Here is an 18,858-nt window from a genome sequence, read left to right on the forward strand (position 1 = left end):
CGCGCGTAAGGCGTCTAGCAGCGGGGGGCGACATACCCGTCGCTGCCGGTGCGGACGTAGGCGTCGGAGACGTACTCGCCGCTGCCGATCCTGTCCCAGATGTTCGAGGTGCCGTAAGGGCCCGTCACCCGGGTGCCCGGCGTCTGGCAGCTGATCCGGACCTGGGCGCCCTCGGGCAGGACGCGGACGACCGTGTAGCCGGTGCCGGGACCGCTGCGGACGTTCAGCCGGTAGCCGGGCGCCACCGGATACGACGCCGCGAGCGCGGCCGCCGTGACCGTCACCTCCGCCGCTTTCCCGGCGTCCGTGACGGCTCTGCTCTGGTCAACAGACATGGAGAACCTCCCCCGTTGCACCCCACGACCTTCATGGGGCCACGTTGATTCTCCTGTTATCACTCATGAAACATCAATGCACAATTCGCACAAGGAGACGGCCACGCCGCATCTGTCCCGCACACACCATCGACTAGGCTCCGACCGTCGCGCGCGCGATCGAGCAGCACGGGGGGGTGGTTCCATGACGCCGCAGCGGAACACCGGACCGGGTGCGGAAGCGGAACTTCCTGAGTACGCCGGTCACTACCGTCTCGAGTCCTGCCTGGGTTCCGGGGGCATGGGCGTCGTGCACCTGGCGCGCAGCACCTCCGGCATGCGGGTCGCGGTGAAGGTCGTCCACGCCCGCTACGCCATGGACCCCGAGTTCAGGGGGCGCTTCCGGCAGGAGGTGGCAGCCGCCCGACGGGTGAGCGGCGCCTTCACCGCACCCGTCGTCGACGCCGACCCGGACGGCGAACGCCCCTGGATGGCCACCCTCTACATCCCCGGTCCGACGCTCTCGGAACAGGTGAACCGGAGCGGGCCCATGGACGCGGACCAGTCACGTCGCCTGATGGCGGGGCTGGCCGAGGCGCTGCGGGACATCCACCGCGTCGGCGTCGTGCACCGGGATCTCAAGCCGAGCAACGTACTGCTCGCCGACGACGGCCCCAAGGTCATCGACTTCGGCATCTCCCGGCCCAGGGACAGCGAACTGCGCACCGAGACCGGCAAGTTGATCGGAACGCCGCCCTTCATGGCGCCCGAGCAGTTCCGGAGCCCCCGCGAGGTGGGTCCCGCCGCCGACATGTTCGCGCTCGGGTCGCTCATGGTGCACGCGACGACCGGGCGCGGCCCCTTCGACTCCGACAGCCCCTACGTCGTCGCCTACCAGGTCGTGCACGACGAGCCCGACCTGACGGGCGTGCCGGAGTCCCTCGCGCCCCTGGTGAGGCGCTGTCTGGCCAAGGACCCCGACGACCGGCCCACGCCGGACGAACTCATGCGGGACCTGAGGTCGGTGTCGGCGGCGTACGACACGCAGGTGTTCGTGCCTGCGCAACGCACATCCGACGCCCAGGAGTTGCCCAAGGCGCGCAAGGCTTCCGACTCGGGGGAGCCGTCCGACGGGGCGAAGTCCGGCGCGCCGGAGGAAGCCACCGCTGAGCCCCCGGCGGACGACGTGTCCCCGAAGCGCTCCTTCCTGCGCCCGGGCCGACGGGCGGCCCTGGTGGCCGGGGTGCTGTGTGTGGCCGCGCTCGGCGGGTTCGCCACGCTCCAGGCGTTCGACGACACTCCCCCGCCGCGCCGGACCGCCGCCGCGCAGAGCACGCCGGCCGGCTCGGCCCTCTGGGCGACGGTGCCCGTCTCGGAGGACAGCGGAGTTCCCCAGTGCACGTACGGGGCCGGGAAACTGCTGTGCGCGGTGCCCGGTCTGGTGTTCGCCCTCGACCCGGCCGACGGCCGTACCATGTGGCGGCACGACGTCGCCCCGGCGACGACGCGCGGCGAACCTCCCGTCCTGTCCGCCGGTCTGCTGCAGCCCTCCCTCGACCGGATCGGCGAGCTGGAGGCGCTCGACCCGGCATCGGGCGAGCAGGTGTGGCACAAGGAGGACACGCCCGCCTACGGGGGAATCCAGGCGGCGGGCGACACCCTGCTGCTGACCGCCTCCGACGGGACGGTCACGGGCGTGGACAGCGCCTCGGGCGAGACCCGGTGGTCCCGCCGGATCCCCGGCCAGACCGTGCCCTACTTCACGTCCTTGAACGGAGAGCAGGATCCCGCGGCCTACACGGTGACCACCTCCGACGACGGGAGCACGACCCGCGTCACGGCGGTCGACCCGGCGACGGGGGACGTGCGGTGGGACGACGGGTTCGAGGGGACTCTGAAGCTCGCGGGGACTGCCGGCGGTGACCTGTTCCTCCTCGCCGACGGAGGCATCAACGGGGACACCGCGGCCGTGGTCCGGTACACGCCCGACACCGGCGAGACGCAGCGCGTCGAGCTGCCCGTGCCGGTCGCGCAAGCGGTTGCCGGCGTGCGGGGCGAAACCGTGTACCTCATGGGAGCGGGCGGCTCGCTCGTCGCCGTCGACATGGCCGTCGGCGAACAGCAGTGGCGGCTGGAGACGGGGATCAGCTGGGGTTCGGTGCCCGCCGCCGACGGACGGCACGTCTACGTCTCCGCTCCCGACGGACGGCTGCTCGGCGTCGACGCCCGTACGGGCAAGCTCCTGGGGCAGACCCGGCTGCGGCTCGGGCCCGCGTCCGACCGGATCTCCGGGGAACTGGCCGCGCCCGTCGTGGTGGACGGCCGCGTCGTCGCGGGGGCCCCCGACGGCACCGTCTTCGCCGTCGACGCGGGCGACCCCGCCTCCTGGTGACAGGAAGCGGGGTCGTACCGGCGAGCCAGGAGCCTCAGCCCAGCTTGGTCACGTCCCGCACCGCGCCCTTGTCCGCGCTCGTCGCCATCGCCGCGTAGGCGCGCAGGGCCGCGGAGACCTTGCGGTCGCGGTTCTTCGGGGCGTAGCGGCCCGCGAGGGCCTCCTCGCGGCGGGACAGCTCCTCGTCGGAGACCAGCAGCTCGATGGAGCGGTTGGGGATGTCGATGCGGATGCGGTCGCCGTCCTCGACCAGGGCGATCGTGCCGCCGGAGGCCGCCTCCGGGGAGGCGTGGCCGATGGACAGGCCGGAGGTGCCGCCGGAGAAGCGGCCGTCGGTGATGAGGGCGCAGGCCTTCCCCAGGCCGCGGCTCTTCAGGTACGACGTCGGGTACAGCATCTCCTGCATGCCGGGGCCGCCCTTGGGGCCCTCGTAGCGGATGACGACGACGTCGCCCTCCTTCACCTGCTGGGTGAGGATCTTCCGCACGGCCTCCTCCTGCGACTCGCAGACGACCGCCGGGCCCTCGAAGGTCCAGATGGACTCGTCGACGCCGGCCGTCTTGACCACGCAGCCGTCGACGGCGAGGTTGCCGCGCAGCACCGCGAGGCCGCCGTCCTTGGAGTAGGCGTGCTCGGCGGAGCGGATGCAGCCGCCCTCGGCGTCCTCGTCGAGGGAGTCCCAGCGCTCGGACTGGGAGAAGGCCTCGGCGGAGCGCTTGCAGCCGGGGGCCGCGTGCCACAGCTCGACCGCCTCCGGGGAGGGGGAGCCGGCGCGGATGTCCCAGGTCTTCAGCCAGTCGGAGAGGGACGGGCTGTGGACGGCGTGGACGTCCTCGTTGAGCAGGCCCGCGCGGTGGAGCTCGCCGAGCAGGGCGGGGATGCCGCCCGCGCGGTGCACGTCCTCCATGTAGTACGTGCGGTCCTTGGCGACGTTCGGGGCGACCTTCGCCAGGCACGGCACGCGGCGGGAGAGGGCGTCGATCTCGGTGAGGCCGAACGGCACCTCCGCCTCCTGGGCGGCGGCCAGCAGGTGCAGGATCGTGTTGGTGGAGCCGCCCATGGCGATGTCCAGCGCCATCGCGTTCTCGAACGCCTGGAAGGTGGCGATGTTGCGGGGCAGGACCGTCTCGTCGTCCTGCTCGTAGTAGCGGCGGGTGAGGTCCATGACCGTCTCGGCCGCGCGGACGTAGAGGTCCTTGCGGGCGGTGTGGGTGGCGAGGACCGAGCCGTTGCCGGGGAGGGAGAGGCCGATGGCCTCGGTGAGGCAGTTCATCGAGTTGGCGGTGAACATGCCGGAGCAGGAGCCGCAGGTCGGGCAGGCGTTCTCCTCGATGCGGAGCACGTCCGCGTCGGACACCTTGTCGTTGGCGGCCTCGACCATCGCGTCGATCAGGTCCAGCGTGCGGACCGTGCCGTCGACCAGGGTGGCCCGGCCGGACTCCATGGGGCCGCCGGAGACGAAGACGGTCGGGATGTTCAGCCGCAGCGCGGCGTTGAGCATGCCCGGGGTGATCTTGTCGCAGTTGGAGATGCAGATCAGGGCGTCCGCGCAGTGCGCCTCGACCATGTACTCCACGCTGTCCGCGATCAGGTCGCGGGAGGGCAGCGAGTAGAGCATGCCGCCGTGGCCCATGGCGATGCCGTCGTCGACGGCGATGGTGTTGAACTCGCGCGGGATGCCGCCGGCCGCGACGACCGCCTCGCTGACGATCCGGCCGACCGGCGCCAGGTGCGTGTGGCCGGGGACGAACTCGGTGAAGCTGTTGGCGACGGCGACGATCGGCTTCCGGCCGATGTCCGCACCGGGTACACCGGAGGCGCGCATAAGGGCGCGGGCGCCCGCCATGTTGCGGCCGTGGGTGACTGTGCGGGACCTCAGCTCGGGCATCGTCGCTCGCTCCTTCAGACCTTCGGGGAGTCTCCGCCAGAGAGTTCTGACTGCATCGAGCGTACGCCGGTCATCCAGAGGGCGGGACAAGGTGTCCGGAATGCGATACGCGTGTCTCAGGCGTCCCGCGCTCAGGGCCCGGTCAGGTGGCCCTGCACGACGGGCGCCACCCGCCGGACGATGTCCTCGGGGTCCGCCGATGCCAGCGGCTCGACCCGGATCACGTACCGGATCATCGCGATGCCGACGAGCTGCGCGGCGGCCAGCTCGGCCCGCAGTTCCGCGTCGGGCCGGTCCAGCTGTCCGGCGACCCGGCGCAGCAGCTGAGTGGCGACGAGGCGGCGGAAGACGGCGGCCGCGGCGTCGTTGTTGACGGCGGAGCGGACGATCGCGAGCAGCGGGGCGCGCGTGACCGGGTTCTCCCACAGGCCGATGATCATGCGGGTCATCCGCTCGCCCACCTCGTCGAGCGGCCCCTCGACCACTGAGTCCCGCTGGTCGAGCACCGGTTGGAAGGCGACCTCGACGGCGGCCTCGAAGACCCGCTCCTTGGTGCCGAAGTAGTGGTGCACGAGGGCGGAGTCGACCCCGGCGGCCTTGGCGATGCCGCGTACGGACGTCTTCTCGTAGCCCCGCGCGGAGAACTGCTCGCGGGCCGCGTCGAGGATGCGGTCGCGGGTGCCGGCCGACTCGCCGGCCGGGGGGCGTCCGCGGCGCCGGGGGGCGCCGGCGCCGTTCGGGGAGGCGGCCGGGCCGTCGCTCGCGGTGACGCCGTTCATCGCCGCGGCACCCGGAGGGAGGAGGGGGTGGACAGGGAGGAGGGGGAGGACGCCGAGGCGAGGTGGAGGCGGGTGAAGGCGAGCGCCTCCGCCAGGTCGGCCTCACGTTCGGCGCTGGACATGGCGCGCCGGGTGTTGACCTCGATCACGACATGACCGTCGAAGCCGCTGCGCGCCAGCCCTTCCAGGACCTCGGCGCACGGCTGGTCGCCGCGGCCGGGCACCAGGTGCTCGTCCTTGGCGGAGCCCCGGCCGTCGGCCAGGTGCACATGTCCCAGCCGGTCGCCCATGCGCTCCACCATCTGCAGGGTGTCCGTGCGGGACGTGGAGGCGTGGCTGAGGTCGATCGTGAAGTGGCGGTAGTCCTCCTTGGTCACGTCCCAGTCGGGGGCGTACGCCAGCATCTCGCGGTCGCGGTAGCGCCAGGGGTACATGTTCTCCACGGCGAACCGCACGTCGGTCTCGTTCGCCATCCGCCAGATGCCGTCGACGAAGTCGCGGGCGTACTGCCGCTGCCAGCGGAACGGCGGGTGGACGACGACCGTCGACGCGCCGAGCTTCTCGGCGGCCGACCTGGCCCGCTGGAGCTTGGTCCAGGGGTCGGTGGACCACACGCGCTGCGTGATCAGCAGACAGGGCGCGTGGACGGCGAGGACGGGGATGCGGTGGTAGTCGCTGAGCCGGCGCAGGGCCTCGATGTCCTGGCTGACCGGATCCGTCCAGACCATCACCTCGACGCCGTCGTACCCGAGGCGCGCGGCGATCTCGAAGGCCGTCGCCGTCGACTCCGGGTACACGGAGGCCGTCGACAGGGCGACCTTCGCATCCGGGATGCGGACTACGTCCCTTGCTTCTGCCACGAGCCTCAGGTTACGGGGTGGGGTGGGGGCGGTGCGGGGTGCCGCCTGGCCGTTGTGGCGTTTGCCATAGCGGGGCGCGGGGCGTTCCGGGCGGCCCCCGTCGGCGGTCAGGCCGGGCCCATGTGGTCGAGGCGGCGGAGTATGACGCCCTCCCGCAGCGCCCAGGGGCAGATCTCCAGCCGCTCCACGCCGAACAGGTCCATGGCGCCCTCGGCGACCATCGCGCCGGCGAGGAGCTGGCCCGCGCGGGCCTCGGAGACGCCCGGCAGCTCGGCGCGCTCGGCGGCGGTCATCCCTGCCAGCCGCGGCACCCACGCCTCCAGCGACTCCCGCTTCAGCTCCCGCTGGACGTACAGCCCCTCGGCGGAGCCCGGGGCGCCCGCGAGCCGGGCGAGCTGCTTGAACGTCTTGGAGGTGGCCACCACGTGGTCCGGCGCCCCGAAGCGGCTGAACTCGCCGACCGTGCGGGCTATCTCCGTGCGCACGTGGCGGCGCAGCGCGCGGACCTCCTCGGCCTCGGGCGGGTCGCCCGGCAGCCAGCCGGCGGTGAGGCGGCCCGCGCCGAGCGGCAGCGACACGGCCGCGTCGGGCTCCTCGTCCAGGCCGTAGGCGATCTCCAGGGAGCCGCCGCCGATGTCGATGACGAGCAGCTTCCCTGAGGACCAGCCGAACCAGCGGCGGGCGGCGAGGAAGGTGAGCTTGGCCTCCTCCTCCCCGCTGAGCACCTGGAGTTCGACGCCGGTCTCCTCGCGGACGCGGGCGAGGACGTCGTCGGCGTTGCGGGCGTCGCGGACCGCGGAGGTCGCGAACGGCAGCAACTCCTCCACGCCCTTGTCCTCGGCTGCCTGCAGCGCCTCGTGCACGACCGCCACGAGCCGGTCGATGCCGTCGGGGCCGATCGACCCCTCGTCGTCGAGGAGCTGGGCGAGGCGCAGTTCGGTCTTGTGGGAGTGGGCGGGCAGCGGCCGCGCGCCGGGGTGGGCGTCGACCACCAGCAGATGCACCGTGTTCGAGCCCACGTCGAGGACACCGAGTCTCATGTACGAAACGCTACTGCCGGCGGCGCTCCGTGTTGTCCGCTTCTCGACAGCCGGACCGGTGCCGGGTACGGCCCGGGGCGACTTACCCTGGACGCGTGCCAAAGACGAAAAAGGCGAAGGACGAGAAGACGGACAAAGCGGCCAGGAAGGACAAGCGGGCCGGGACGGCCGTGGATCCTTCGCGGGTGCCGGCCCCGCCGCAGGCGCCTCACCCCGCGCCCGCCGACGACGAGCAGGGCCTCGACTTCGCCCGGGCCTGGGTGGAATTTCCTGATCCGGCGGACGACGAGCAGGTCTTCCGCTGTGATCTGACATGGCTCACCTCGCGGTGGAACTGCATCTTCGGCAGCGGCTGCCAGGGCATCCAGGCGGGCCGCGCGGACGACGGGTGCTGCACCCTGGGTGCCCACTTCTCCGACGAGGAGGACGAGAAGCGCGTCGCCGAGCATGTGGCGCGTCTCACACCGGACATCTGGCAGCACCACGCGGAGGGCACCCGCAACGGGTGGATCTCCGAGGACGAGGACGGCGAGCGGCAGACGCGCCCGTTCCAGGGCTCGTGCATCTTCCAGAACCGTCCCGGTTTCAAGGGCGGCATGGGCTGCTCGCTGCACATCCTCGCCCTCAAGGAGGGCCGCGAGCCGCTGGAGACCAAGCCGGACGTCTGCTGGCAGCTCCCGGTCCGGCGTACGTACGACTGGATCGACCGGCCCGACGACACGCGCGTGCTGCAGGTGTCGATCGGCGAGTACGACCGGCGCGGCTGGGGCCCGGGCGGCCACGACCTGCACTGGTGGTGCACGTCGGCGACGTCGGCGCACGGCGCGGGCGAGCCGGTGTACGTCTCCTACCGCGCGGAGCTGATCGAGCTGATGGGCAAGGCGGGGTACGACCGGCTGGTCGAGTTGTGCGAGGAGCGGCTGGCCGCGCAGCTGCCGCTGCTGGCGCCGCACCCGGCGGACCCGTCCTGACGGGCCGCTCACGGCGTACGAAGGCGCCCGTCCCCCGCGACAGGGGGCGGGCGCCTTTCCTCGTCCTACGACGTGCCCGGGTCCGGAGTGTTCGTGCCGGCGGGCGTGGAGTCGCCGGGCTCCGGGGGGCCGGGGTCCGAGGGCGACGGGCCGGTGGGGGTCGGATCGGTCGGGGTGGGGTCGTCCGTCGAGGGCTCCGGGTCAGGGTCCGAGGAGGACGGCGGGTCGGTGGGCGTGGGATCCGAGGGCGTCGGGGTCGTCGGCGTGGGGTCCGGGTGCGAGGGCGACGGGGGCGGGCCGCTCGGGGTGCCCGGGGCCGACGGGGAGCCGGTGACCGGGCCGGCCGGGGCGGGGCCGTACCCCTCGATGGACACCACCGAGCCCGCCGGGGCGATCGCCACCGTGGCCCGCCAGTGGCCGGCCGGCTCGCGCAGCTGGTCGACGAAGACCCGGAGCGTGACCGACTCGCCCGGGGCGAGGGTGCCCGACGAGCGGTTCAGGTAGAGCCAGGAGGCGCCGGTGGACGCGGACCAGCGGACCGGTCGGTCGCCCCGCGCGGTCAGGGTGATCAGCGTGGTGTCGCCGCTCCGGGCGGCCGTCACGCCCAGCGCGGCGGCGCCCTTGTGCCCGGCGCCGGCGACCTCGACGACCTCCACGGACACGTCCGGTTCGCCGTCGGCTCCGAAGCGGGCGCCGGGGCGGGGCTCGGCGTTGCCCGCGTTCTCGTAGCCGGCGCCGCCCTCGCCGTCGAAGTCCACGGTGCCGTCCTCGCGGGCGGAGGACGGGCCGCCGCCCAGTCCCTCGCCCACCGGGGTGCCCCGGTAGGCGGCCCACAGCGCCAGCACGGGCGCGGCGACGACCGTGGCGACGACGGTCGTCGTGACGGCACGCGCGCGGAGGCGGTCGCGGCGGGCGACACGGTCCTTGGGGTCCATGGGGAAGCCGCGCCGGTCGAAACGGGGTGCGCCGCCGCGCGGACGGGGGTGGTGCGTGAGGGCGGTGTTCAGGGCGGCGGTGGGCGCGGGCACGAGGGGCAGGGTGTCCGGGGTGACGCTGGTGCCGGGCCACCGTCCCGGGACGGCCCGCTCGGCGGTACGGCGGCAGCGCGGGCAGTCGTCGACATGGCGGACGAGTTCGCGGCGCAGCGTGGTGCCGAGCACCATCCCCGGGTCGCCGGTGAGGTGCGCCACGCCCGGACAGGCGCCGGTCTCCACGACGGCGAGGGCCGCGCGGGTGCGCTCCACCTCGCAGGCGGCGGTGGCGAGCAGCTCGCGCGCCGCGGCCGGGGCCATGCCGAGCACGGCGGCGACCTCGTGGGCGGCGAGACGGTGCCGTACGGCGAGCTCGAGCGCCTCGCGCTGCTCCGGGCTGGTCCCGGCGGCCTCCGGCCAGGCCAGCGCGGCGAGTTCACGACGGCGCCGCTCCTGCTCCTCGGGGGGTACGGCGGGGGCGTCCTGGTGTTCCTGGGAGGCGCGCTGCCTGGCGGAGCGGCCGCCGGCGTGCGAGGCCTGACGTTTCTGCCGGGCCTCGGCCAGCTTGCGCAGACACGCCCAGCGGGCGAGGGCGTACAGCCACGCCCGGAGGCTGCCGAGTTCGTCCGGGACGTGCCGGTCGCGGCGCTCCGCGAGGTGGAGCGCGTCGGCCAGGGCGGCGGTCGCCGCGTCGTGGTCGCACAGGACGGACAGGCAGTAGGTGAACAGGCCGTCCAGATGCGGCTCGTAGCGGTCGGCCGGCCGCCGGGCCAGCGTGCGCGCGGCCGCTCGGTCGCGCGCTTCCCGGTGCGTCCGGTGGGTTCCGGTCGTACGGGTGGACGTACGGGTCGAGGTGTCCGGGCCGCTGCTCGTCATTCGGCGACCGTAGGGGCCGTGGGGCGACGCCTTCCGGCGCCGTGCGCACTTTTAATCCGTACGGGTGAAACGATCCCTCAATCCGGGGACAGGAACCTTTCCCCGCCCGGTGAGCGGCCACGACACGGGGCGGGCCGCGTCTGGGACGCGTGCGCCTTCCGAGCCCCGCCGGGACCTCCCGCCCCGGCCTCCTCGGCACCCGGACGGGCCGCGCCCGCACGGCGGAAGGGGGCTTGCGGCCGCTGCGGGCCGCTGGGACGCCCTTCCCGGCCCGGACACCCGGGCGCCGTGCCCGCACGGCGCACGGGGCCCTCGGGCGCCGCGGATGCGGGACGGTTCGCCCGGCGTCCGCCGGGCGTGGCCCGGCCGAGCCCGGCGGGCGCCATCCGGCGCCCACGGCAGGGGCGATGCGCCCAGCCGTGCCCCGCCCCCGGGCGGCCTCGCACCGCGGCCCGCACGAGGGCGGACGACCCTCGCCGTCAGGGTGTCAGGACAGCCTGTCGGGCCGGGGGCCGGCCGTCGCGGCGCGGCGGCGCACCCGGCGGGTCGAAGGCCACGCCGGCCCGCTCCGGGCGGGGGCGGGGCCCCGGTGTCAGAGGGGGCCGTTACCTTTTGGGCATGGCTGCCCGTACCAAGACCTCCAAGGACCGTCCGTCCTACCGCTGCACCGAGTGCGGATGGCAGACGGCCAAGTGGCTCGGGCGGTGTCCCGAGTGCCAGGCCTGGGGGACGGTCGAGGAGTACGGTGCGGCGCCCGCCGTGCGGACGACCGCGCCGGGGCGGGTCACCACGTCCGCGCTGCCCATCGGGCAGGTCGACGGGAAGCAGGCCACCGCCCGCTCCACGGGCGTGCCCGAGCTGGACCGGGTGCTCGGCGGCGGGCTCGTGCCCGGCGCCGTGGTGCTGGTCGCGGGCGAGCCGGGTGTGGGCAAGTCCACGCTGCTGCTGGACGTCGCCGCCAAGTCCGCGAGCGACGAGCACCGCACCCTGTACGTCACGGGTGAGGAGTCGGCGAGTCAGGTCCGGCTGCGGGCCGACCGTATCCACGCCATCGACGACCACCTCTACCTCGCCGCCGAGACGGATCTGTCCGCCGTTCTCGGCCACTTGGACGCGGTGAAGCCGTCGCTGCTGATCCTGGACTCGGTGCAGACGGTCGCGTCCCCCGAGATCGACGGCGCGCCCGGCGGCATGGCCCAGGTGCGCGAGGTGGCGGGCGCGCTGATCCGCGCCTCCAAGGAGCGCGGGATGTCCACGCTCCTCGTGGGACACGTCACCAAGGACGGCGCCATCGCGGGCCCCCGCCTCCTGGAGCACCTGGTCGACGTGGTGCTGCACTTCGAGGGCGACCGCCACGCCCGCCTGCGCCTGGTCCGCGGCGTCAAGAACCGCTACGGCACGACCGACGAGGTCGGCTGCTTCGAACTGCACGACGAGGGCATCACGGGCCTCGCCGACCCGAGCGGACTTTTCCTGACCCGTCGTGACGAACCGGTCCCGGGCACCTGTCTCACCGTCACCCTGGAGGGCCGCCGCCCGCTGGTCGCCGAGGTGCAGGCGCTCACCGTCGACTCGCAGATCCCCTCCCCCCGCCGCACCACCTCCGGCCTGGAGACCTCCCGCGTCTCGATGATGCTGGCCGTGCTGGAACAGCGCGGCCGGATCAGCGCCTTGGGCAAAAGGGACATCTACTCCGCGACGGTCGGCGGCGTGAAGCTCTCCGAGCCGGCCGCGGACCTGGCCGTCGCGCTCGCCCTGGCGTCCGCCGCGAGCGACACCCCGCTGCCGAAGAACCTCGTCGCGATCGGCGAAGTCGGCCTCGCGGGCGAGGTGAGACGCGTCACGGGCGTGCAGCGCAGGCTCGCCGAGGCGCACCGCCTGGGCTTCACGCACGCCCTGGTGCCGGGCGACCCGGGCAAGGTTCCGGCGGGCATGAAGGTACTGGAAGTGGCGGACATAGGGGACGCGCTGCGGGTCCTTCCCCGCTCCCGTCGGCGAGAGGCCCCACGGGAGCCGGAGGACCGCCGGTAGACTTTGCCCAGGTCTCGCCCGTCCGTACGAAGCGCGGGGGCGCCCAGAACCTGCGACCGGAGGAGTGCAGTGGCAGCCAACGACCGGGCAGCAGCTCCCGGAAAGTCCGGTGGGAGTGCCGGTTCCGATGGCCTGATGCGCGCCTCGCTGAGCGCCGTGGCACCCGGTACCGCCCTGCGTGACGGCCTGGAGCGCGTGCTCCGCGGCAACACGGGCGGACTCATCGTGCTCGGCTCGGACAAGACCGTCGAGGCGCTGTGCAGCGGCGGCTTCGTACTGGACGTGGAGTTCACCGCGACCCGGCTGCGGGAGCTGTGCAAGCTGGACGGCGGCATCGTGCTGTCCTCGGACCTGTCGAAGATCCTGCGGGCCGGCGTGCAGCTGGTCCCGGACCCGACGATCCCCACCGAGGAGACCGGCACCCGGCACCGCACGGCCGACCGCGTGAGCAAGCAGGTCGGCTTCCCTGTGGTCTCCGTCTCCCAGTCGATGCGCCTGATCGCCCTGTACGTCGACGGTCAGCGCCGCGTCCTGGAGGACTCGGCGGCGATCCTGTCCCGCGCCAACCAGGCCCTCGCCACCCTGGAGCGGTACAAGCTCCGCCTCGACGAGGTCGCGGGCACGCTGTCCGCGCTGGAGATCGAGGACCTGGTGACGGTCCGGGACGTCTCCGCGGTCGCGCAGCGCCTGGAGATGGTGCGCCGCATCGCCACCGAAATCGCCGAATACGTGGTCGAACTGGGCACCGACGGCCGTCTTCTCGCCCTCCAGCTGGACGAGTTGATCGCGGGCGTGGAGCCGGAGCGCGAACTGGTCGTACGGGACTACGTCCCCGAGCCGACCGCGAAGCGCTCCCGCACGGTCGACGAGGCGCTGCACGAGCTGAACGTCCTCACGCACGCGGAGCTGCTGGAGCTGCCGACGGTGGCGCGGGCGCTCGGCTACACGGGCTCCCCGGAGACCCTGGACTCGGCGGTGTCGCCGCGCGGCTTCCGCCTCCTGGCGAAGGTCCCGCGCCTTCCCGGGGCGATCATCGACCGCCTGGTGGAACACTTCGGCGGCCTGCAGAAGCTGCTCGCCGCGAGCGTGGACGACCTCCAGACGGTGGACGGAGTCGGCGAGGCCCGAGCCCGCAGCGTCCGAGAGGGCCTCTCCCGCCTGGCGGAAAGCAGCATCCTGGAACGCTACGTGTAGTCCAACGCCCGACAGAGGCGCGGGGAACTGCGCGACCAGCCCCCACCGGCCCGCAGGTGAAGCCCCGTTAGGGGCGCGGGGAACTGCGCGACAAACCCCCACCGGCCCGCAGGTGAAGCCCCGTTAGGGGCGCGGGGAACTGCGCGACAAACCCCCACCGGCCCGCAGCCGAAGACGAACCTCAGCCACCCCAACAGGGGCGCGGGGAACTGCGCGACCAGCCCCCACCGCCCCGCAGGCGACCGCGACCTGAAGGCCCCCTAGTCAGCCTTCAGCACGAACGACGTCCGCACCTTCTCAAACCCAGGCGCCTTCGCCTCGACCAGATACGTCCCCGGCTTGGCCGCCCCCGCCTTGGGCGTCGCACACTCCGCCGCGCTCGGCTTCCGGTCCCACTTCACGGTGTACGTGATGCTGTCCCCGGCCGGCACACGGAACGCCAAACTCCGCGCCCCCTTGGGGCAGTCGTCCGACGCCCAGAACGTGTCGTCGTCCGTGGCCTGCGACACCGTCAGAACCGTCCGCTCAGGACCGAGATCGATCTTGCAGTCACTCCCGGAAGTGTTCCGCGCGGTGAGCAAGAACGTAGGCGTCTCCCCAGGCCCGTACGTGTTCCGCTCGCTCCGCAGACTGAAACGGACCGCGCTCGCCGAGCAGTTGGGCAGCCCCGACCCGGACCCGGCCGGCAGCGCGTCCCCCGCGCCGACCCCCGCGGACGTACCGCCCTCGGAACCGCCACCGGCGCTACCGCCCGCACCGCCGCCCGAACCCTCCGCGCCCCCGGACCCCGCGGAGTCCGCCGGGTCACCGTCACCGCTCGCGCCGTCAGAACCGGAACCGGACGAGCCCCCGGAGTCACCGGAACCGCCCCCGGACCCCTCCGACCCGCCGTCCCCCGTCTCGTCGCGCCCACCCGGCGCCTGACTGATCGCGGGACCCGAACCGGACGGCCCCGGCGTGATCGTGTGCACCGGATTCTTGCCGTTGGCCCCGTTGTTCGAGCCTTTGCCGTTCCCGCCGGCGGAGACCACGACCCAGGTGATCAACAACGCCAACAGGGCGAGCACGGACAGCAGTACGGCCCTCCGACGCCAGTAGATGGAGGAGGGAAGCGGCCCGACCGGATTGCGCAGAGATCCCACGGCGCAAACTGTACGAGAGATCCGAGCGTTCGCTTGTCCCACCCGCCGCTCCGCGCGCAACTTTTACGGATCATCATCCCGGTAACCGGCCGCACACCCCTGTCTTTCGTCAGGTACCGCACCCGACGATCGCTGGGTGTGACCGTTCCGATCGTTCCCTTACGGTCGGTGACCATGGACTTTGTGGACAGCGGGCTGTACCGCGACATCACCGACCACGCGCACGACGCCCCGGCGTGGCTGCGGCACACGGCGGAGATCGGGACGGAGGCCGGACTCCTCGTGTTCGTCGCGCTGTTCGCCCTCGGCTGGTGGCGCGCACGTCGGTCCGACAGCCGCGCGTTCGCGATCGCGGTCCTTGCACCCCTGGCCACGGCTGTGGCGTTCATCTGCAGTGAGGTGCTCAAGTCCGTGGTGACGGAGGAGCGTCCGTGCCGTGCGGTGACCGGCGCCGCCCCCTCGCTGGCGGAGTGCCCGCCGTACGGCGACTGGTCCTTCCCGAGCAACCACGCCACCATCGCGGGCGCCTCCGCCGCGGCACTGGTCCTGGTGCGCAGGACCCTGGTCTGGCTGACCGCCCCGCTCGCCGTACTCGCCGCGTTCTCACGGGTGTTCGTGGGCGTGCACTACCCGCACGACGTGGCCGCCGGCCTGTTGCTGGGCGCCGCCGTCGCACTGACCGTCGTCGCCCTGGCCACGGGACCCGCGACGCGGCTCACGGAAGCCGTGCGCGGCTCGACGGCGCCCGTGTCGCGGTGGATCACCGGCCCGGGCCCGCGGTCCGTCGCCCTCCCCCACGCCTCCCACCGCCGCCCCTGACCGCAGTCATCTGTCCACCAGCCCCGCCTCGTACGCGACGATCGCCGCCTGTACGCGATTGCGCACGCCGAGCCGTTCCAGGACCGCGCTCACGTACGCCTTCACCGTGCCTTCGACGAGGTGCAGCCGGGCGGCGATCTCCGGGTTGGACAGCCCGGCCCCGACCAGGCCCAGCACCTCACGCTCGCGCGGGCTGAGGGCCTCCACGCGGGCCCGCGCCTCCGCCTCCCGGGCGAGCCGCCCGCCGCCGTCGGTCCCGCCGAGCCCTTCGATCACGTACCGGGCGACCTTGGGCGACAGGAAGGCCGCGCCGCCCGCCACCGCCCGTACGCCCGCGAGGAGTTCGTACGGGTCGCCGGACTTCAGCAGGAAGCCGGTCGCGCCGCCGGCCAACGCCCGCGCCACGTAGTCGCGTTCGGAGAAGGTGGTGAGGACGGCGACGGCCGTGCCGGGAACGGTGCGGACGATCTCCTCGGCCGCCGCGAGCCCGTCCAGGCGGGGCATGCGGACGTCGAGCAGGGCCACGTCGGGGCGGTGCGCGCGGGCCAGTTCGACGGCCTCGCGTCCGTCGCCCGCCTCGGCGACGACCTCCGCCTCGCCGCCGCTGTCCAGGATGGCGCGCACCCCGGCCCGCACCATCGCCTCGTCGTCGGCCAGCAGGACCCGGATCATGGCGTGGACTCCTCGTGGGTGGCGCCCGTTCGGCCGCCCGCGCGCGGGACGACGTCCTTGGCGACCAGACGGCCCGCGTGGTCGAAGCAGAGGCGGTAGTGGTCGACGGAGACGAACAGTTCGCCGCTCGCGCGGTAGTAGCGGCAGTCGGCGCCCTCGGGCGGGGCGGGGGCGCGGTCCGTCGGCGGGTCCTGGATCTGCCGGTCGGGCAGGTCGAGGGCGGTGAGCGGCGTGCCGGGGCGGAGGGCGGCGTAGGCGGCGGGTTCGAGGACCGCGTGCGTCTCGGTGTACGCGTACCAGCCCGCCGCCGCCGCGACCAGGGCGACGCCCGCGCCCGCGGCGGCCCCCAGCGCGGTCGCCACCCGGCGGCGGGCGCGGGTGAGGGGCGCGGAGGGCGCACGGGACGGCGCTGAGGGCCCGTCCAGCCGCGCGGGGAGGTGGGCCCGCACCCGGTAGCCGCCCCCGTGCGGTCCCGCCTCGAAGGTCCCGCCGACCGCCGTGACGGCCGCGCGCAGCCCGCGCAGGCCCGTACCGCCGCCGGAGGGCGACGAACCCGGCTCCGTAGCGCGTCCGTTGGTGACGGTGACGGTCGCTCCAGGACCGCCGGTCAGCTCCACGACGACAGGGGCGCCCGGTGCGTGCCGGGCCGCGTTGGTCAGCGCCTCCCGGGCCACGCGGTACAGCAGCCGTTCCGCCACCCCGCCCGGCTCGACCGGCCGTCCGTCGGTATCGCAGCGCACCGGCAGCCCGGAGCCGGCGGCGCGGGCGACGAGCTGTTCGACGGTCTCCCCGGCCGGGGCGAGCGGGAGCGGCTCGTCGTCGCCCTCACGCAGCACGCCGATGATGCGGTGCAGCCGGTCCGTCGCGTCCGCGGCCGCCGCCCGCAGGTCGGCCGCGGCGGCCCGGTGATGTCCGGGCAGGTCCGGCGCGACCTGGAGGACCCCTGCCCGCAGCGCGAGCAGGCTCAGCTCGTGGCCGAGGGAGTCGTGCATGTCCTGGGCGATCCGCGCCCGCTCGCGCAGCCGCGCCCGCTCCTCGGCGAACCGCTGCTCCTCCTCCAGGCGGGCCGCCCGCAGCCAGCCCGCGGCGGTCAGCTCACGGCTCTGCCGCCAGTAGCGCCCGCCCAGCCAGGGCAGGACGCACCCGAAGAGGAGGGTGCCGGTCATCACCAGCCACGGCGGGACCGGGTCGCCCCCGCCCAGCGCGATCCGCACGGTGCCGGCGGCGGCCACGGCGGCGAAGGTCAGGGCGGCGGGGCCGGTGCGTTCCGCCCGCAGCCCGAGCAGCAGGGCGAACACGGCGAGCGCGGGGCCGTAGGAGAGGCTGAACAGCGCGGGCGCGTCGGCCAGGCACAGGGCGGCCGTCAGGACGAACGCCATGAGGGGACCGCGGCGGGCGAGGGCGGTGGCGGCGGCGAGCACACCGGCCCCGGCCGCCTGCTGCCACACGGGGCGCGGCTCGCTCAGCCCGAGCGCGCCGGCGCACACGCCCGGGAGGACGAGCGCCGCCCAGAGCAGGCAGCGCCCGGCGAGCGCGGCGGTACGGGCACGGTCCACGCGCCCGGCGGGCGCGGCCGTACGGGCACGGTCCATGCGACCGACGCTACAAGCGGCCGCAGGCCGCCCGCCCCTGCCGATCGTCAGGTCCGGCGTCACCTTCCGGGAGGGCCCGGCACCCAAGCCCGCCGCCCTCCCGTCCCCCACGCGGCGGCACACACCCCGCCCCTGCCGACCGCCAGGCCACACACCCCCTCCCCCCTCCCCCACCCCGGCCGGGACGGCCCGGCACGCGGCCCCGGCCTCCCCCGTGCGGCCGCACTCTCCCTGCCCGCTCGGGGAACGAACGCCCCTTCCCCGTGGCGCTCGGCCGTCCGCGGGGTGCGGCGTGGCAGGATCGACGAGTCATGACTGCTCCCACGAAGCCCCCGTACGGCACCGCCGCCGATTCCGTGTCCGAGCGTGCTCCCGGTGAGCCGCTGCACTCCCCCGTCATCGACTGGTTCGACGAGCACGCCCGGGACCTTCCGTGGCGGCGCCCGGAGGCCGGCGCGTGGGGGGTGATGGTCAGTGAGTTCATGCTGCAGCAGACCCCCGTCAACCGGGTGCTGCCCGTCTACGAGCAGTGGATGGCCCGGTGGCCGCGCCCCGCCGACCTCGCCGCCGAGGCGCCCGGCGAGGCCGTCCGCGCCTGGGGCCGGCTCGGCTACCCGCGCCGCGCCCTGCGGCTGCACGGAGCCGCCGTGGCCATAACGGAACGGCACGGCGGCGACGTACCGTCCGACCACGCCCAGCTGCTCGCGCTGCCCGGCATCGGCGAGTACACCGCCGCGGCCGTGGCGTCGTTCGCCTACGGGCAGCGGCACGCGGTGCTGGACACCAACGTCCGCCGGGTGTTCGCCCGCGCGGTCAGCGGCACGCAGTACCCGCCGAACGCCACCACCGCCGCGGAGCGCCGGCTCGCCCGCGCGCTGCTGCCGGAGGACGCGGCCACGGCCGCCCGGTGGGCCGCCGCCTCCATGGAGCTGGGCGCGCTCGTGTGCACGGCGAAGAACGAGGCGTGCCACCGCTGCCCGATCGCCGCGCAGTGTGCCTGGCGGCTGGCGGGCAAGCCCGCGCACGAGGGTCCGCCGCGCCGCGGGCAGACGTACGCGGGCACCGACCGTCAGGTCCGCGGCCGGCTCCTCGCCGTGCTGCGGGAGGCGCACGGGCCGGTGCCGCAGGCGGCGCTGGACCGGGTGTGGCACGAGCCGGTGCAGCGCGCCCGCGCGCTGGACGGGCTCGTGTCGGACGGCCTGGTGGAGCCGATGCCGGGTGGCCTGTACCGGCTGCCGCTGACCTGATTCCGGTCCCTCGCCCGTCACACGGTTCACACCCGTCCCACCGCGCATGACGGGCGTACCGCCCCATACC

Annotated in this window: 15 protein-coding genes; 6 read left to right on the top strand and 9 right to left on the bottom strand. The window is 74.2% G+C overall.

What is annotated here, in order from left to right:
• Positions 1 to 14: 14 nt before the first annotated feature.
• A complete protein-coding gene (locus ACQY0Z_RS05040; protein ID WP_254588421.1) occupies positions 15 to 335 on the bottom strand; it encodes an SH3 domain-containing protein in 321 nt (106 codons plus the stop codon).
• A 184-nt stretch (positions 336 to 519) separates the two neighbouring features.
• Here ACQY0Z_RS05040 and ACQY0Z_RS05045 point away from each other — a divergent pair, with 184 nt between their 5' ends.
• The gene (locus ACQY0Z_RS05045) at positions 520 to 2,706 is read left to right on the top strand and encodes a protein kinase domain-containing protein (RefSeq protein WP_439811890.1); all 2,187 of its coding nucleotides are present in this window, start codon (positions 520 to 522) and stop codon (positions 2,704 to 2,706) included.
• Between the two features lie 34 nt (positions 2,707 to 2,740).
• Here the strand turns inward: ACQY0Z_RS05045 and ilvD are convergent, their stop codons facing one another.
• The 4 genes from ilvD to ACQY0Z_RS05065 all read right to left on the bottom strand — a co-directional run bounded on the left by ilvD (position 2,741) and on the right by ACQY0Z_RS05065 (position 7,273).
• Positions 2,741 to 4,594 (bottom strand): dihydroxy-acid dehydratase, encoded by a 1,854-nt coding sequence (gene ilvD / locus ACQY0Z_RS05050; protein ID WP_254588419.1) that lies wholly within the window; start codon positions 4,592 to 4,594, stop codon positions 2,741 to 2,743.
• Positions 4,595 to 4,725: 131 nt separating this feature from the next.
• The gene (locus ACQY0Z_RS05055; RefSeq protein ID WP_189897381.1) at positions 4,726 to 5,373 is read right to left on the bottom strand and encodes a TetR/AcrR family transcriptional regulator; all 648 of its coding nucleotides are present in this window, start codon (positions 5,371 to 5,373) and stop codon (positions 4,726 to 4,728) included.
• The gene (locus ACQY0Z_RS05060; RefSeq protein WP_189897382.1) at positions 5,370 to 6,233 is read right to left on the bottom strand and encodes a sugar phosphate isomerase/epimerase family protein; all 864 of its coding nucleotides are present in this window, start codon (positions 6,231 to 6,233) and stop codon (positions 5,370 to 5,372) included. Before ACQY0Z_RS05060 ends, ACQY0Z_RS05055 begins: the two co-directional genes overlap by 4 nt.
• Before the next feature lie 107 nt (positions 6,234 to 6,340).
• Complete coding sequence (locus tag ACQY0Z_RS05065; protein ID WP_189897384.1) at positions 6,341 to 7,273, bottom strand: Ppx/GppA phosphatase family protein; 933 nt, start codon at positions 7,271 to 7,273, stop codon at positions 6,341 to 6,343.
• Positions 7,274 to 7,368: 95 nt separating this feature from the next.
• Between ACQY0Z_RS05065 and ACQY0Z_RS05070 the strand changes: the two genes are divergently transcribed.
• Positions 7,369 to 8,244, top strand: a complete 876-nt coding sequence (locus tag ACQY0Z_RS05070; RefSeq protein ID WP_439811891.1) for a hypothetical protein — start codon at positions 7,369 to 7,371, stop codon at positions 8,242 to 8,244.
• Between the two features lie 65 nt (positions 8,245 to 8,309).
• On the opposite strand, the gene ACQY0Z_RS05075 is transcribed toward ACQY0Z_RS05070, so the two are convergent.
• Entirely contained in the window at positions 8,310 to 10,091 is a 1,782-nt protein-coding gene (locus ACQY0Z_RS05075) for a BACON domain-containing protein (protein ID WP_439811892.1), read from the bottom strand.
• 618 nt (positions 10,092 to 10,709) lie between these two features.
• On the opposite strand from ACQY0Z_RS05075, the gene radA reads away from it, so the two are divergent.
• Together radA and disA are read left to right on the top strand one after the other, a co-directional pair.
• Positions 10,710 to 12,122 (top strand): DNA repair protein RadA, encoded by a 1,413-nt coding sequence (gene radA / locus ACQY0Z_RS05080; protein WP_137207437.1) that lies wholly within the window; start codon positions 10,710 to 10,712, stop codon positions 12,120 to 12,122.
• Between the two features lie 69 nt (positions 12,123 to 12,191).
• A complete protein-coding gene (gene disA / locus ACQY0Z_RS05085) occupies positions 12,192 to 13,316 on the top strand; it encodes a DNA integrity scanning diadenylate cyclase DisA (RefSeq protein WP_026244092.1) in 1,125 nt (374 codons plus the stop codon).
• Positions 13,317 to 13,576: 260 nt separating this feature from the next.
• Here the strand turns inward: disA and ACQY0Z_RS05090 are convergent, their stop codons facing one another.
• Positions 13,577 to 14,458, bottom strand: a complete 882-nt coding sequence (locus tag ACQY0Z_RS05090; RefSeq protein ID WP_439811893.1) for a hypothetical protein — start codon at positions 14,456 to 14,458, stop codon at positions 13,577 to 13,579.
• A 174-nt stretch (positions 14,459 to 14,632) separates the two neighbouring features.
• Here ACQY0Z_RS05090 and ACQY0Z_RS05095 point away from each other — a divergent pair, with 174 nt between their 5' ends.
• On the top strand, positions 14,633 to 15,277 hold the full coding sequence (locus ACQY0Z_RS05095) for a phosphatase PAP2 family protein (protein ID WP_254588710.1): 645 nt from the start codon (positions 14,633 to 14,635) through the stop codon (positions 15,275 to 15,277).
• A 6-nt stretch (positions 15,278 to 15,283) separates the two neighbouring features.
• Here the strand turns inward: ACQY0Z_RS05095 and ACQY0Z_RS05100 are convergent, their stop codons facing one another.
• Both ACQY0Z_RS05100 and ACQY0Z_RS05105 read right to left on the bottom strand, forming a co-directional pair.
• On the bottom strand, positions 15,284 to 15,949 hold the full coding sequence (locus ACQY0Z_RS05100; protein WP_254588709.1) for a response regulator transcription factor: 666 nt from the start codon (positions 15,947 to 15,949) through the stop codon (positions 15,284 to 15,286).
• Complete coding sequence (locus ACQY0Z_RS05105) at positions 15,946 to 17,541, bottom strand: sensor histidine kinase (protein ID WP_189897394.1); 1,596 nt, start codon at positions 17,539 to 17,541, stop codon at positions 15,946 to 15,948. The genes ACQY0Z_RS05100 and ACQY0Z_RS05105 overlap by 4 nt, the downstream gene beginning before the upstream one ends.
• 311 nt (positions 17,542 to 17,852) lie before the next feature.
• On the opposite strand from ACQY0Z_RS05105, the gene ACQY0Z_RS05110 reads away from it, so the two are divergent.
• A complete protein-coding gene (locus ACQY0Z_RS05110) occupies positions 17,853 to 18,788 on the top strand; it encodes an A/G-specific adenine glycosylase (protein WP_019526650.1) in 936 nt (311 codons plus the stop codon).
• Positions 18,789 to 18,858: the final 70 nt, after the last annotated feature.

The organism is Streptomyces sp. P9-2, assembly GCF_051903975.1.
Taxonomy (GTDB): Bacteria; Actinomycetota; Actinomycetes; order Streptomycetales; family Streptomycetaceae; genus Streptomyces; species Streptomyces cellulosae.